Source organism: Bradyrhizobium sp. 142 (genome assembly GCF_023074015.1).
Taxonomy (GTDB): domain Bacteria; phylum Pseudomonadota; class Alphaproteobacteria; order Rhizobiales; family Xanthobacteraceae; genus Bradyrhizobium.
Genome location: NZ_JADPKQ010000110.1, coordinates 1 through 15,073 on the forward strand (window position 1 = coordinate 1; position 15,073 = coordinate 15,073).

The following is a 15,073-nucleotide window of genomic DNA, read 5'->3' on the forward strand; positions in this document are numbered from 1 at the left end:
CCCGGCGAGCCGCAGGTCCTTCGGCAACCGGCCCTGCAGCGTGCCAAACATTCGCTCGGAGCGCCCGCGCGCCTGCGGCGAATACGCTGCGATATGCTCAATCCCGAGATGCGATAAGGCCCGTCCCACCTGGGTTTGTTGCGTCTTCGAGACCTTCTCGCCAGCCTTCGGGGTGTAGAAATAATGGCTGCCGCGATCGGTGTAGAGCGCGCAGAACAGGCCATGCTCGCCGATCACCTCGCCCAAGGCCTGGAACGTCGACGCCGTCCCTTCTTCCTCGACCAGCAGCATCGAGTAGATCTCGCTCGTCGCATCGTCCATCGTGACGATCAGGTCCATCGCCGGCAGACCTTCGATCCAGGGGTGGCGCGATCCGTCCTGGTGCAGCAGCATCCCCGGAAGCGGCCGGCGTGGACGCTTCTTGCGGTGCGCCGAACGCTTCGGCGCCTTCCGCACCAGGCCCGCCGCGTGCAAGGCCAGCTTCGTCACCGTGTAGCCAAGCACATAGCCATGCCGCTTCTGCAGCTGTTCATGGAAGTGCTTCACCGTGAAGTCCGCGTATTTGTCCCGGAACAGCCCGAGCATCCGCTCCAGTTCTTCCTCCGGCGCCCGTCGCGGCGATCGTCGGCCCATACGCAGGTCGACCAGCCCGTCGTCGCCCTCCGCTTCAAAGCGTTCCGCCCAGCGTTGAAATGTCCGCACGTTGATCCCGAGAAGCTCGGAGGCCGCAGCCTGCGTCAGCTCTTTCGCCTCCGTCCGATCCAATAAACTCGAAAACCGCATCCGTCGTACACCCTCGTGAATGGATGCCGTGCCCATCGTGCCCCCTTTGTTCCAGGGCACCAAAAACACGACACTTCACGAGCTACAAACAGGCGACAGATCACGAGCTACGGACACCGGGCACGGCTAGTCTAGCTAGCACAGCCAACATACCCCATCCTCTCGCTCTAAGGGGCTCCGCCCCTCGCGCGCGCCAGGGTGAAGCGCCGGTCATGCCGGCGCCGACCCGAGCGGTCTCCCCGGTCTTCCGCGCTTTCTCAGATCCTCAACACCGGAAATCCTGGCACGCGCTTGTGCAGACCCGCTCTTCGAGCGGCCCTTTCGGGCGGGCGATCCCCCTCCGCTCGGGTCGCCCTGGCACTCTCCAGAATCGGGAAATCGAGCCGGTTGGCGTGAACGGTCCGCCTGCGGATATGGCCGCCCGCCGGAGAGTTCTCTTGCGAACGCCCTGGAATATCGGCGTGCCGTTGTTCGGCCGATGGAGCGGAGGCGATCATGTTGGCGTTTCCTTCGTAAGCCTGACGGAACTAACGAACGCGCGCTTCTCGGCTTAGAGGCACACGAGCGAGGTAAGGTCCCCCCGGTTCCGGTGCCTTCCCAGTGCGGCTGCTACGCGGCGGCTCGCAGTAGAGCGACGATATCGGCTTCGTCTTTGAAGGGGCGTGGGTTGGCCTTTACGAAGCGATGATTGATCGCGATCTTGCTGATCTTATCGAACTTGTCTCCATCGATGCCGACGTCGGCAAGTCGTCCAGGCAGTCCAAGTGTCATTGTGAATTCCGAGAAAGCATCTGCGGCATCGCCGCCCGGGGCTCCGAGTGCCGTCGCCAAACGCTTCTGTGCATCTTCGGTGAACGGCTTGTTATAGCGAAGAAGGCTCGGCATGATGACAGGCGTGCAATAGTAGTGGGGAACGTCGAACGTCCCACCAAGCACATGGCCAATTCCGTGACTTGCGCCCATGGGGACGCGAGCCTGCAGCCCAAACGACGCGAGCCATGAGCCATACTGGGACAATCGGCGCGCCTCGACATCGTCAGGTTGTTGCAAAGTCTGGAGCATTCCCTCGCGCAACGTTCGGATGCCCGCCAGGACGACTTCGTCAGCCAAGGGAGTGCCGGCCGGCGAGCACAATGCTTCGATGCCGTGATCCATCGAGCGTGTGCCCGAGCCCATCCAGAGCTTTGTTGGCGTATGAAGCGTGAGGGCGGGGTCGAGAATGATCGCCACCGGCATCATCTGGGGGTGAAAGAAAATCTGCTTCAGCTTCTTGCGCTCATCGGTGACGAGTGCTGCGGCATTGTATTCGCCGCCATTCAGCGTCGACGGCACGGCGACCTGCCGAACTTTCGGCGAGCGGAAGGGAGAATGGCTCACGCCCGGCCCCATCGGAAAGGGATCGAAGCCCGCTTCATCGCGGATGTCGTGCTCCATCGCCATGATGACGATCTTCGCGAGATCGACCGCGGAACCTCCGCCGACAGCCACAACGAGATCGGCTCGCGTCTCTTTTGCATGAAGGGCCACCTCGGCAGCCTGCTTGCGCGTCGTGTGCTGTGCAATTCCATCGAAGGTCGCTGCATGCTTGTCGCCGAGGGAATGCCGGATCTTCTCGATCTCGTCGGTCTTGGAGTTTAGGGTTCGACTGGCGATAAGGAAGACGCGCTTTGCGTTAAGTCGCTCCGCTTCTTCCCGGATAGCTTCCGAGGCGGCTTTGCCATAGACAACACGATCAATTGCCGGAAAGTTATGTACACCAGCGTTGCGCATTTCATACTCCCACTAGACCCCCGATAATCGGGTGTTATATTATGATCATCATGCAAGTTCGGCTCAGCATCTCGGCACGATGGTGCTCTGTGGCATGCTGAAAAATTAAATCACGACAGTTGCCTTGCCGGATTGGCGGCGTCCGCTGTCGCTGTTCATGGATGAGGTCATTCCGCCGCCAATATCAAGCGAGCGAGCTCCGACGGATTCTCGACAGCTGAGAAGTGGCCGGTATTTTTCAGCGTCACCATCTTCGCGGCGGGGATCAGTGACCGCGTTCGTTCGCGCTCGTCCGTTCGAGACCAGTCGCTATCGCCATAAATGAGCGTCACTGGCGCCGAGATCTGCCGATAGCAATCCGGTGCTTTGCTCCAGGATCGCCAGCCTGCCAGCACCTTGCGTGCGATCCGCTTGTATCCCGGGCGGTGGGCGACTTCATCGAACTCTGCGAGCAGATCGGCCGCCAGTTTGCGCGGGTCGTGATATCCGCCACCCATGATCTTGCCGAGGATGATCTTGTTTTCGAGCGATGCATTGATCGCGCCGAGGACCGGGATCTGCAAACTTCCGATGATGAAATTCGCAAACCAACTGCCGCGTCGAATACCGTCGCCGTAGCGGGCCTCATAGTCGTAGGGATTGGTCGCAAAGACCCGCTTCATCCGCTGCGGAAGCGATGCCGCCACCGTGAGGGCCAATGCGCCGCCGATCGACTCCCCGACGATCGTTAGGTCCGAGAGATCGAGCTTCTCGATGAAACGGATAACGGCCTGCCTGAAGTAGGGTTCGTCGAAGCTCGCGCCTGGGTCAATTGGCGAGTGGCCGTGGCCCGGAAGGTCGATGGCGTACACCGTGTGCGATCTGGCGAGGAGGGGCGCAAGTGCGCGGAAATATTCGAGCTGTGTCCGGATCGTATGTATGAGGAGCAGCGGAGGCCCGCTGCCGGTTTTTTGAAAACGTACGCTCAGTCTATCCGATATCTTCAGCAGACTTGGTTTGGCGTCGATCAGGCTGAGCATTCGATCTCTCCGTGTTCGATGGCGCGCGCCTTCAAGCGGCGGCGGTGTCGCGAATCTGTTCGGCCGCGGCATCCAAAAGCGCCTGAGCCAGATCGGGGTCCTTGACGACGCGCGATAGCGTCACCGCGCCGACCATCGTCGCGAGAATGGCCATGGCTTTGCCGCGGGAGGCATCGCCGCCGGTCCCGGCGACGAAGCGGCCGAGCACGTCGAGATGCGCTTTGATTCCCGCTTCGAATTCCGCCTTCACGTCGGGGCCCTGTCGGGCAGCATCTGAGCCGAGTGCCACGATCGGGCAGCCGTCCATCTTTTCTCCGCGATGGTCGCCACTGAGGTAAAACCCGATCACCGCGCCAAGCGGATCATCAGGATTCTGAGCAGCCGCGTCCGACCATCGGCCCGACGCGCTCTCTAATGCTCGCCTGGACGCCTCGACAGCCAAATCCTCTTTGGACGCGAATTGCTTGTAGAAGGCGCCTTGCGTTAGCCCCGCCCCCTCCATCAGATCCTTGAGCCCGATGCCATCGAAGCCGCGCTCCCTGAAGAGGCGACTTGCCACATTGATCACGGTTTGGCGGTTTTCCGCGGCCTGAACGCGACTTACGCGCATCGGCACTCTCCAAATTTAGATTTCATTCGAACTCTATTACTGCAGATAGAAGCCGAACGCAATCTATGAAGTGGTCCAAGGAGAAATCTGTTGGCGGGAGCGCTTCTGCCAAACCTTCTAACTCTCACCAGAGGCCCGAATCACATTTTCGTTGCCTGCTCCAGTTTTAGATTGTGGTCGACATCTAATTACAATATAGAGTTCGGATGAAATCTAAACTTGGGAGACTGACATGAAGATGCGGGGCTTTGCGGTCTTGGCCAGTATTTTGATCCCGGCAGCGGTAGCCACATTCGTTGCTGTCGCCATTCCCGCTCAAGAAGCCTCCGCGGTAGGCGATCCGAGGCAGGAGCCTCCGATTGTCAGCCTTGTGACGGCCAGTCGGGTGAGGGTATCCGAACGCGGTTTCACCGGGACGATCGGCGCGAGAGTGGAAAGCAATCTCGGTTTTCGCGTCGCCGGTAAGATCGTCGAACGGCTCGTGAATGTCGGTGAGCAGGCCAAATCCGGGCAGCCGCTGATGCGGATCGACGAAACTGACCTCCGCCTGGCGCTTACTGCGAAGCGCAACGCCGTTGCCGCGGCGCGCGCAATTGTCGTTCAGGCCGATGCGGATGAGAAGCGATACGCCAATCTGGTGAACGACGGGTGGACTTCCAAACAGCGCTATGAGCAGGCGAAGGCCGCGTCTGACACAGCCAACGCACAACTCGCTGCGGCCGAAGCCGACGCGCACGTCGCCGAGAACCAGGCGACCTATTCGGTCCTGGTGGCGGATGCGGACGGAACGGTCATCCAAACGCTTGGCGAACCGGGACAAGTCGTATCCGCCGGCCAGACCGTTGTTCGACTGGCACAGTCCGGTCCTCGCGAAGCCGTGGTGGCGCTTCCCGAAACGATCCGCCCGGCAATAGGCTCGCTCGCCGAGGCCAGCCTGTATGGCAGCGATGGACGCCGCTATACGGCGCATCTCCGGCAGTTGTCGGATTCCGCAGACGCCCAAACCCGCACCTATGAGGCGCGCTATGTGCTCGACGGTGAGGCTGCGGCAGCACCGCTTGGCGCGACGGTCACAATTCGGCTTGCCAGCCAGGAGGCTAAGCCCGAAGTCCAGGTCCCGCTGGGAGCCGTGCTCGACGACGGCAGAACGACAGGCGTTTGGGTGTTCGAGAGCGCCACCTCGACCGTGCGCTTTCAGTCGATCAAACTTCTGCGTGTGACCAGCGAAACGGCCGTCATTTCCGGATCGAACTCCGGTGACCAGATCGTTTCTCTCGGCGCTCACCTCCTGCACGAGGGCGCTCGCGTCAGGACTGCGTCTGAATCCAGGAGCAACTGATGAGCTTCAATCTTTCCGCGGTCGCCGTTCGCGAGCGGGCCGTCACCCTGTTCTTTATCCTCCTGCTGGCGGCCGCGGGCGCCTACGCCTTCTTCAAGCTCGGGCGGGCCGAGGATCCCTCCTTCACCATCAAGACCCTGACGGTCACGACGGTATGGCCGGGCGCGACGGCGCGCGAGATGCAGGACCAGGTCGCCGAACCCTTGGAGAAGCGGATTCAGGAACTGACCTGGTACGACCGCGTGGAGACGACCACGCGGCCCGGTTATGCGTACATGACGGTGACGCTGAAGGACAGCACACCGCCATCTGCCGTGCAGGAGGAATTCTACCAGGCCCGCAAGAAGCTTGGGGATGAAGCGCGCAAGCTGCCCTCTGGTGTGCTCGGCCCCTTCGTCAACGACGAATATTCGGATGTGAGCTTCGCCCTTTATGCCCTCAAGGCCAAGGGCATGCCGATGCGTGAACTCGCCAGGCAAGCCGAGACCATTCGTCAGGATCTCCTGCACGTGCCCGGCGTCAAGAAGATCAACATCCTCGGTGAACGTCCCGAACAGATATTCATCGAGTTTTCCTATGCCAAACTGACAACCCTCGGCGTCTCGGCGCCGGATATTGTTGCCGCCTTGCAGCGGCAAAACACGGTCACACCGGCAGGCTCGATCGACACCAAGGGACCGCAGGTCTTTATCCGGGTCGATGGCGCTTATGATAGCGTCCAGGCGATTGCCGACACCCCGATCGTCGCTGCAGGGCGGACGCTGAAACTCTCCGACATTGCCGAAGTCCGCCGCGGTTACGAGGATCCTTCCACCTACCTGATCCGACACCAGGGCGAGCCCGCCGTCATGCTGGCTGCAGTCATGCAAGAGGGCTGGGATGGCCTCGCGCTCGGCAAGGCGCTGGAAGCGAGGTCCGCAGCTATCTCTCGCACGCTGCCACTCGGGATGACGCTGGCCAAGGTCAGCGACCAGGCCGTCAACATCTCCTCAGCGGTTGACGAGTTCATGATGAAGTTCGCGATGGCGCTCGGCGTCGTGCTGCTGGTGAGCCTGCTCAGCCTCGGCTGGCGCGTCGGCATCGTTGTCGCGGCCGCCGTCCCTCTGACGCTCGCTGTCGTGTTCCTCATCATGCTGGAGACCGGCCGGTTCTTCGACCGTATCACGCTCGGCGCCCTCATCCTGGCGCTTGGTCTCCTCGTCGACGATGCCATCATCGCCATCGAGGTGATGGTGGTGAAAATGGAAGAGGGCATGGACCGCATCTCGGCGGCGGCTTATGCGTGGAGCCACACGGCGGCACCGATGCTGTCCGGAACACTCGTGACGATCGCCGGCTTCCTGCCGGTGGGCTTCGCCCGCTCGACGGCCGGGGAATACGCCGGCAACATCTTCTGGGTCGTGGGGTTCGCCCTCATCGTCTCATGGATCGTCGCGGTGATCTTCACGCCCTATCTTGGCGTCAAGATGCTGCCTGCGATCAAGCCGGTCGAAGGCGGCCACCACGCGATCTACGACACGCCCAACTATCGCCGCCTGCGAGGGCTGATCACCTTCGCCGTCGGCCACAAGTTCCTGACCTGCAGCATCGTCGCTGTCGCCTTCGTGCTTTCCGTCGTCGGCATGGGTGGCGTCAAACAGCAGTTCTTCCCGACATCCGACCGCCCCGAAGTGCTGGTGGAGGTTCGCCTGCCGGAGGGCACCAGCATCGAGACGACGACCGCCACGGTCGAGAAGCTCGAGTACTGGCTTGACCACCAGTCGGAGGCCAAGATCGTCACGAGCTATGTCGGTCAGGGCGCGCCGCGCTTCTTCTTTGCGATGGCACCGGAGCTGCCTGATCCGGCCTTCGCCAAGATCGTAGTGCTGACACCGGACGCGGAGGCGCGCGAGGAATTGAAGCGTCGGCTCCGACAGGCCGTGTCACAGGGCCTTGCACCTGAGGCCAACGTGCGTGTCACCCAGCTCGTGTTCGGACCCTATACGCCGTTCCCCGTGGAGTTTCGGGTCATGGGGCCCGATCCCGCGCAATTGTACGCAATTTCTCGAAAAGCCCTCGAAATCATGCGAGGCGTTCCCGATGTGCGGCAGGCGAATCGCGACTGGGGTGATCGCACACCCGTGCTCCGCTTCATCCCGGATCAGGATCGACTGAACCTCATCGGCCTTTCGCCGACCGAGGTGGGCCGGCAACTCCAGTTCCTGCTCACCGGCATCGCCGTTACGCAGGTCCGCGAGGACATCCGCAATGTCCCCATCGTGGCGCGCAGCGCCGGCCGAGAGCGGCTCGATCCGGCGCGCCTGGCGGATTTTTCGTTGACGAGCCGGGACGGCCGCTCGATTCCGCTCGATCAGGTCGGCCATTCGGAAGTCCGACTTGAAGAGCCGATCCTGAAGCGCCGCGACCGCACCCCCGTCGTCACGATACGCTCGGACATCAATGAAGCGACCCAACCTCCGGAGGTCTCCAAGGAGATCAAGACGGCCCTTCAGCCGTTGATCGCATCCCTTCCGGTTGGCTATCGTATCGAATTGGGCGGATCGATCGAGGAGGCAACCAAGGCCAACGACGCGTTGGCGACCATCTTCCCCGCCATGATTGCCGCCATGCTGATCGTGATCATGCTGCAGGTGCGATCCTTCTCGACAATGGCCATGGTCGTGCTGACGGGACCACTTGGCCTCGTCGGCGTCGTGCCGATGTTGCTGACCTTTCACCAGCCCTTCGGATTCAACGCGATTCTGGGCCTGATTGGACTGGCGGGCATCCTGATGCGCAACACTCTCATCTTGACCGAACAAATCAAGGAGAACCTTGCCGCCGGCCTTGATGACTATCATGCCGTCATCGAGGCCACGGTGCAGCGCACCAGGCCCGTGATCCTGACCGCGCTGGCTGCCGTGCTGGCTTTCATCCCTCTCACGCATTCCGTTTTCTGGGGATCGATGGCCTACACGCTGATCGGCGGCACCGCAGTTGGAACGGTTCTGATTCTGCTGTTCCTTCCCGCGCTTTATGCCGCGTGGTTTCGGATCAAGCCGACCGCAGATATGCACGAGGTTTCGCGCGAGAAGCCGGAATTGCGGCCAGCATTGGCTGCCGAGTAAGGCGCTGTTGCTCCAATGGATCGTCCGGTCCGAACGGGAAAAGAGTCCGACGAAGCCCGCGCGCGGATCCTGGGAGCGGCGGAGGAGCGCTTTCGCCGCGTCGGTCACCACAGGACGTCGGTGGCCGACATCGCCGCTGAACTCGGCATGAGCCCGGCGAATATCTACCGCTTCTTTCCCTCCAGGAATGCAATCGACGAGTCCATCTGCGGGCGTCTCATGAACGAGCTTGCCGACCTCGCCTTTGCGATCGCACGGACGGACGCGCCGGCCACGGAGAAACTCGATCAACTGCTGAGCACTGTTCACCACCACAGCAAGATGATGTTGGTCAAGGCAAAGCCCATGCACGATCTGATCGTCGCCGCCATGCGGGAGAACTGGCCGATCATCAAGGCGCATATCGAGCGTATGGTGACGATCCTCGAGGCGATCATACGCGAGGGTGTCGAAGCGGGGGAATTCGAGGTCGAAGATGCCGCGGAAGCCGCGCGAGCGGTCAGATCCGCATTCGCGCCGTTCTTCCATCCGATTCATAGAGCACTGCGTTCAACGCGGCGAAGATACCGACGCAGGACTACGCCCCCAGATTCGCTTTATCTTGAAAGCTCTCGGCAAGTCCGGCCAAGCAGCTTGCCATATTCGGACCTGACGCTTTCCCGCGCCGGCCCGCGACGAGGCGGGCGCTTCCGTATTTATAGAAGGCATGAAGATAAGAACCAGTGGCGCGGAACTATCGACGCCACGTCGGCGCAGCCATCACACAAATTCCGATCTATAGTACCTGAAGGCTCGCATGAGCGGTTCGTCCGACAAACCGAAAAGTTGAGCATCCGACGACGCTTCGTGACTGAAGGCCGACCACGTCGGGACAACGACCGTGTCACCTCTTTGCCAGGCAAAAACACCGTCAGCCACTCTCGTCGTACCCGTTCCCTCCATGACGACGAAAATTCGATTTGCCGTGGAACGCTGACGGCGCGTCTGCTGGCCCAAGTTCAGCCTCTCCACCGTGAGCCCCATCATCGGCATGTCCGGGGTGTGCAAGGTGATCCGTGGTCCATGAGCTCCCTCATTGTCGTCGCTGGTCTTGTCGAGTTCGGCTAGAATCGAATCGCGCGAAAATCTAAAGCGCGAGCTGGCTGCGACGGTCCTAATCTTTTCGTACTTATCAGGATGCTCTTCATAGAACATCGGCTCCATCAAATGCACCGATGGGATGTCCAGGCCATCCAGCCAATAAGCCGGCTCTGAGCCCTCGTGTCCGTGCCCGTGCCAGCACCCACCGGGCGTCCAAATGACGTCGCCCGATTCCATCGGGGTCTTTTCGCCGTTGACCACAGAGTAGGATTGCTTGGCGTCGAGAATGACACGCAAGGCATGTGCCGAGTGACGATGGGAAGGCGCCACCTCGCCCGGCAGGATCATCTGATAGGCGCAGACCAGGGTCCTTACGGTCGCGAAATTGTTGGCAGGAAATGGATTGCGCAGAATGAGATTGCGGCGCTCGGCCAGCGCGACGTCAATCAAGTTGCCGGCTGACGCCAATGCACTCTTGACATGCCGGTAGTGCCAGTGAGCGGGCACAAAATCGGTTCGCGGTTCCTTCCAGAAGATCGGCCGGTCGCGGCTGATCCAGCCAGGCGTGACCTGCAGGCGCTCCGCCTCGCGATAGAGATCATCCAGCGATGTGATGCTGCCGTCGTGGACGGCGCGGTCCTGGGTCATTACGTTATTCATCATGATCTCCCATCGGCTGGATTGGCGGGTAGCGCATCGTCATTCGACCGGCTCGTCGACATCGGCGAGCATCTGCAGGCACTTCAGAAACACCGGCCGGAGATAATCAGGCAAAGGCGACAGCAACGCCTTCTGAGCTTCCAGAGCCTGTTCGACCACTGTCAACATCGCGGTCTTTCCGGTTTGCGTCAGGACGATCTCGACGGCGCGTCTGTCTCTTTCGTGCGCCCGCCGCTCCACCAATTTGCGATCGACCATCCGCTGCAACATTTCGCCGAGCGTGCTGCGATCAAGATGCAAGCGGTTGCCGAGTTCGGTTTGGGGAAGGGGGCCCGCTTGAAACAACGTGAGCAGGACGCCGAATTGCCGCGGCGTGAGGTCGGATTGCGCGGTGAATTTCTCGTAGAGGAAGGCCGCGCGGCTATCGAGCCGGCGGATGAGATACCCCGGCAATTCGTGAAGAAACAGGCTCTTCGCAAAGGACTCGATCCCTGCGGGGCTGGGATTGCTGGAGGAAGCTGTGGTTGTTTTCGGCAAGATACATTCCTGTAGCTGTGGGCAGTCCCGGAGTATCTTCAGATGCCGACGGGCACCGTCATTTCGCCGAGGCCATCGCATCCGGTTGCGATGATATCGCCCGGTGAGACCGCGCCGACACCTTCCGGCGTTCCGGTCATCAGGATGTCGCCGGGATAGAGCGTGTAAGCGCTCGACGCGATTTTGATCAGGTGCCGTATGCCCACAGTCATTGCGGCCGTCGATGATCGTTGCCGCTCGGTTCCATTCAACGTCAGCCAGAGGGTCAGTTGCTCGGGATCGGCAATCTCGTCGGCGGTCGTGAGCCACGGGCCCAGCACGGTGTAAGAGTCGGCGGATTTGCGGAAGCTTCGCTCTTCAGCGCCGCGAACGCTCATATCCAGGCCGACGCAGTAGCCGGCGATGTGCTCCATCGCATTTTCAGCGCGGATGTTCTTTCCGGCTTTTCCGATCACGACGACGAGTTCTGCCTCGTAGTCATTCCGCCGCTCTTGCCAGTTCAGGTTAATGCCAGGGCTTGGCCCGACTACCGAGGACGTCGCCTTCAGGAAGAGGCCGAGCGTTTCCACCGGCCGCTCCAGCCCCGCCAATTGCTTGTTATGAAAATTATGGTGGACCGCCGGGTCCTTCGCGTCGATCTCCACGTGAAGACGGTAATTGGCCGGCGCCGCCATGACCTTCCCTGGATTGGCAATGGGACTGCGCAACGCGACCCGCGCCAGATCGAATCGGCTGGCGTGCGGTTTCAATTTCTCGGCAGCGCCGCACACCTCGGGCAGATGCGCGACAAGCGCATCTGCCATTGGAAATGGCCAGCGGCGGCTTGGCAGTGTCTCAATCGATGCGGTGACGTCGTAGACGGTGCTGCCCTCGACCAGGCCGAGCCGGTCGTCGTTGAAACGGCACAGACGCATCGCGCGCTCCTCCCCGTGGATGGACTGGCAATGAAACCAGCTATTGTCCGTATACATACAACATGGCAACGCTGGTGTCCAGATAAAATGGCGCAAAAGGAAGGCGATCCTTGACATTCTGCACTATATTATGTAGGTACACGGATTATAAATACCGCCTCCGAAGAGGGGCGATTGGGAGGACATGATGAGGCATTGCATTGCCGCAGCAGCGTTTGCCGTCTTGCTATCGAGTACGGGGGCGCAGGCCGAGATTTCTAATGGCGTCGTCAAAATCGGTGTCTTGAACGATCAGTCGAGCCTCTATGCCGATGCCGCCGGTCCGGGCTCGGTCCTCGCCGCGCAAATGGCTGTGGAGGACTTTGGTTCGCTCGGGCCGGGTCTTAAGCTGGAAGTGGTATCCGCAGATCACCAGAACAAGCCGGACATCGGCTCTGCCATCGTTCGTCGCTGGTTCGACGTCGATGGCGTGGATGCCGTTCTGGATCTTCCAAACTCGGGCGTTGCGTTGGCCGTCAACGAAATCACGCGCGGGTCCCGCCATGCGTTGCTTGCGTCGAGCACGGCGTCTTCCGATCTGACCGGCAAGGCGTGCTCGCCCAACACCGTGCAATGGACATTCGATACCTGGTCGATAGCCAATGCGACCGTTAAGTCCGTCGTCGAACGCGGCGGGGCTTCATGGTTCTTCCTCACCGCCGACTATGCGTTCGGGCACGCGTTGGAGCGCGACGGCACGGCGGCGGTGGCGGCGAACAATGCAAAGGTAGTCGGCTCTGTTCGGCATCCGATCGGGACGTCCGATTTTTCGTCGTTCCTGCTTCAGGCGCAATCCTCGAAGGCCAAAGTCATCGGATTGGCCAACGCCGGCGGCGATACAAGCACCGCCATCAAACAGGCTTCGGAATTCGGGATACCGCAGGGCGGTCAGACTCTGGCGGCTCTGCTGGTCTTCATCTCGGACGTTCATGCGATCGGCTTGCAGACTGCGCAAGGCCTCCTCTTCACCGAAGCCTTCTACTGGGATTTGAACGATCGAACCAGGCAGTGGAGCAAGCGCTTCGCGGCGCGCAACAACGGCAAGATGCCGACCATGAACCATGCCGGCGTGTATTCCTCGGTGTTGGCCTACTTGAATGCCGTGAAAGCAACGAACTCCGATGACGGCGCTGAGGTGATCGCCAAGATGAAGGAACGTCCGATTCAGGACGACCTCTTCGGCGCGGTCACGGTCCGCCCCGACGGCCGGGCCATCCATGACATGTATCTGTTCAAGGTGAAGAAGCCTGAGGAATCCAAGGGACCATGGGACTATTACGCGCTCGTCAACGTGATCCCCGCTGACAAGGCCTTTAGGCCAATCGGCGAAGGCGGCTGCCCGCTGGTGCAGAAGTAGCCGCATCGGTTTCGTCCTGGCAAAGCCAATAGGAGGTTCGAATGAGCCGCGATAGCAACGAAATCCTGATTGTAGGCGGAGGCCTTGGCGGCCTTTCGGCGGCGTTGGCGCTCGGCAGGAAGGGGATGCCGGTCCGCCTGCTCGAGCAAAGCGAGCAGATCGGCGCCATTGGCTACGGGATCCAGATGGGCCCCAACGTGTTCTCGGCCTTCGCGGAAATGGGGGTCGCCGACGCGGTTCGCGCACAATCTCACAAGCCGAGCGCATTGCTCATGCTGGATGCATATTCGGGAGAGCAACTCGCCGCCGTTCCCTTTGATGAGACGTTCAGGGCCCGGTTTGACGAACCCTATGTCGCGATTCATCGCGTCGACTTGCACAACATTCTCCTGGATGCCTGCCGGAAGCTCCCGAACGTTCGCTTGGATCAATCGATCACAGTGTCGAGCTTTCAAGACCTGGGGGACAGGGTCAGCGTGCTCACGGCCGAAGCGGGGATGATCGAAGGCGCTGCACTGATTGGCGCCGACGGCATGCGTTCCGTGATCCGTTCTCAAATGCATCCGCAGGATCAACCGCGTTCGATAGGCTATGTGGCGCACCGGACCATTGTTCCGATCAAATCGGTTCCCCACGGCGTTCGATGCGACGAAGTCGTCCTATGGGTCGGTCCGGCCTTTCACATCATCTACTACCCACTGCGGAATGGCACCGAGCTCAATATCGTCGCGGTGTTCAAGACGGATACCTACGCCCAGAAGAACGATCCCGTAGCCCACAAGGCGGAGCTCCAGAAAACCTATCAGGATACGCATCCAGAGATGCAGGCGGTCCTGGGATTGATGGATCTGTCCAGGCGCTGGCCCCTTGCCGACCGCAACCCCATCCGGCAATGGGCCAGAGGCCGCGTCACGCTGCTTGGCGATTCCGCGCACGCGACCTTGCAGTCGCTCGCCCAAGGTGCCGGCATGGCGATCGAGGACGCCGTCTATCTCGCCGCACTGCTCGACGTGACAGGTGGTGACATAATCACCGCATTTCAGCGATTTCAGCACGACCGCATCATTCGGACATCAAGGGTTCAGCTCGAATCCCGCGCGCTCTGGGACATGTATCATGCCGAGGACGCGATCGCGCGCGGTGTAAGGCGCCAATGTTATCAGGAGCGCACCGCCGAAGACTATTACCGGTGTTTGAACTGGCTCTGGCAGCCGATCGCGATGCCAAGGCGTCAATATCGGCTTCAACCGATCGGCGAGCGACCTTAGCTTCGATGGTGCGAACATCTGGGCGCACCCATCAAACGACTTTGAGGCAAATCTCGAAGCTCACCGCCGCGACTTCGAAGCTCCGTTTCCATGGACGTTCGCAACTTTCCCGTCGGCCAAGGATCCGTCCTGGGACGCTGAATATCCCCGCAAGGCGACGGTAGAGATGTACGGCTACACCAACTTTAGGCATTTCGAAAAATGGTCGGGAGCCCGATGGATGAAGCGGTGAGGACTACCTGACCCTCAAGGGGTGAATCAGGGAACGGTTGCTCGACAATCTCTTTCGCAACGTACCTGCGGCTCGATCGGCGCTGGACTACGTTGAGGTATCGACGCCGTTGAGCTACGAGACTTTCGTCAAGCGCGAGCGCGGTGGTTTCATGGGCATCGAGGCCTCGCCAAAACGCTTTCGTCAGACCTGGTTGAGAGCCACCACGCCGATCAGTGGACTTTATCTGTCCGGCCAGGATGTCTCGACAGACGGTGTCATCGGCGCCCTCGTGGGAGGTGTTCTGGCGAGCTCCGCAATTCTGGGGCGTGACCTCATGCGCGACATCAGAACCCAGCCCGAACCGGTGAATCTTTGA

12 protein-coding genes and 1 pseudogene are annotated in these 15,073 nt (G+C 60.8%); 6 read left to right on the plus strand and 7 right to left on the minus strand.

Going from position 1 to position 15,073, the window contains the following annotated elements; translation table 11 throughout:
- From IVA82_RS10765 to IVA82_RS10780, 4 genes are all read right to left on the minus strand, one after another.
- The coding region (locus IVA82_RS10765) for an ISNCY family transposase (protein ID WP_247493297.1) at positions 1-819 on the minus strand (819 nt) is incomplete at its 3' end.
- Between the two features lie 573 nt (positions 820-1,392).
- On the minus strand, positions 1,393-2,553 hold the full coding sequence (locus tag IVA82_RS10770) for an iron-containing alcohol dehydrogenase (protein ID WP_247391276.1): 1,161 nt from the start codon (positions 2,551-2,553) through the stop codon (positions 1,393-1,395).
- 167 nt (positions 2,554-2,720) lie between these two features.
- Positions 2,721-3,572, minus strand: coding sequence for an alpha/beta hydrolase (locus tag IVA82_RS10775; protein ID WP_247391278.1), 852 nt, complete (start codon positions 3,570-3,572; stop codon positions 2,721-2,723).
- A 31-nt stretch (positions 3,573-3,603) separates the two neighbouring features.
- Positions 3,604-4,182: a TetR family transcriptional regulator gene (locus IVA82_RS10780; protein ID WP_247391488.1), complete on the minus strand. Its 579-nt coding sequence runs from the start codon at positions 4,180-4,182 to the stop codon at positions 3,604-3,606.
- A gap of 232 nt (positions 4,183-4,414) precedes the next feature.
- On the opposite strand from IVA82_RS10780, the gene IVA82_RS10785 reads away from it, so the two are divergent.
- The 3 genes and pseudogenes from IVA82_RS10785 to IVA82_RS10795 form a co-directional block, all read left to right on the plus strand.
- Positions 4,415-5,521 (plus strand): efflux RND transporter periplasmic adaptor subunit, encoded by a 1,107-nt coding sequence (locus IVA82_RS10785; protein ID WP_247391279.1) that lies wholly within the window; start codon positions 4,415-4,417, stop codon positions 5,519-5,521.
- Positions 5,521-8,628 (plus strand): efflux RND transporter permease subunit, encoded by a 3,108-nt coding sequence (locus tag IVA82_RS10790; protein ID WP_247391280.1) that lies wholly within the window; start codon positions 5,521-5,523, stop codon positions 8,626-8,628. The genes IVA82_RS10785 and IVA82_RS10790 overlap by 1 nt, the downstream gene beginning before the upstream one ends.
- A gap of 15 nt (positions 8,629-8,643) precedes the next feature.
- Positions 8,644-9,111 (plus strand): annotated as a pseudogene (locus IVA82_RS10795) (TetR/AcrR family transcriptional regulator); the annotation flags it as partial.
- Between the two features lie 276 nt (positions 9,112-9,387).
- Here the strand turns inward: IVA82_RS10795 and IVA82_RS10800 are convergent.
- Genes IVA82_RS10800 through IVA82_RS10810 form a run of 3 tightly spaced genes read right to left on the minus strand, consistent with a single transcriptional unit; the run spans position 9,388 to position 11,819 of the window.
- A complete protein-coding gene (locus IVA82_RS10800) occupies positions 9,388-10,368 on the minus strand; it encodes a cupin domain-containing protein (RefSeq protein ID WP_247493298.1) in 981 nt (326 codons plus the stop codon).
- A gap of 39 nt (positions 10,369-10,407) precedes the next feature.
- Complete coding sequence (locus IVA82_RS10805) at positions 10,408-10,905, minus strand: MarR family transcriptional regulator (protein WP_247391282.1); 498 nt, start codon at positions 10,903-10,905, stop codon at positions 10,408-10,410.
- A gap of 38 nt (positions 10,906-10,943) precedes the next feature.
- Complete coding sequence (locus IVA82_RS10810) at positions 10,944-11,819, minus strand: fumarylacetoacetate hydrolase family protein (protein WP_247391283.1); 876 nt, start codon at positions 11,817-11,819, stop codon at positions 10,944-10,946.
- A gap of 184 nt (positions 11,820-12,003) precedes the next feature.
- Between IVA82_RS10810 and IVA82_RS10815 the strand changes: the two genes are divergently transcribed.
- From IVA82_RS10815 to IVA82_RS10825, 3 genes are all read left to right on the plus strand, one after another.
- Positions 12,004-13,215: an ABC transporter substrate-binding protein gene (locus IVA82_RS10815; protein ID WP_247391284.1), complete on the plus strand. Its 1,212-nt coding sequence runs from the start codon at positions 12,004-12,006 to the stop codon at positions 13,213-13,215.
- A gap of 41 nt (positions 13,216-13,256) precedes the next feature.
- Positions 13,257-14,483: an FAD-dependent monooxygenase gene (locus IVA82_RS10820; RefSeq protein WP_247391285.1), complete on the plus strand. Its 1,227-nt coding sequence runs from the start codon at positions 13,257-13,259 to the stop codon at positions 14,481-14,483.
- Positions 14,484-14,752: 269 nt separating this feature from the next.
- Positions 14,753-15,073: a hypothetical protein gene (locus tag IVA82_RS10825; RefSeq protein WP_247391286.1), complete on the plus strand. Its 321-nt coding sequence runs from the start codon at positions 14,753-14,755 to the stop codon at positions 15,071-15,073.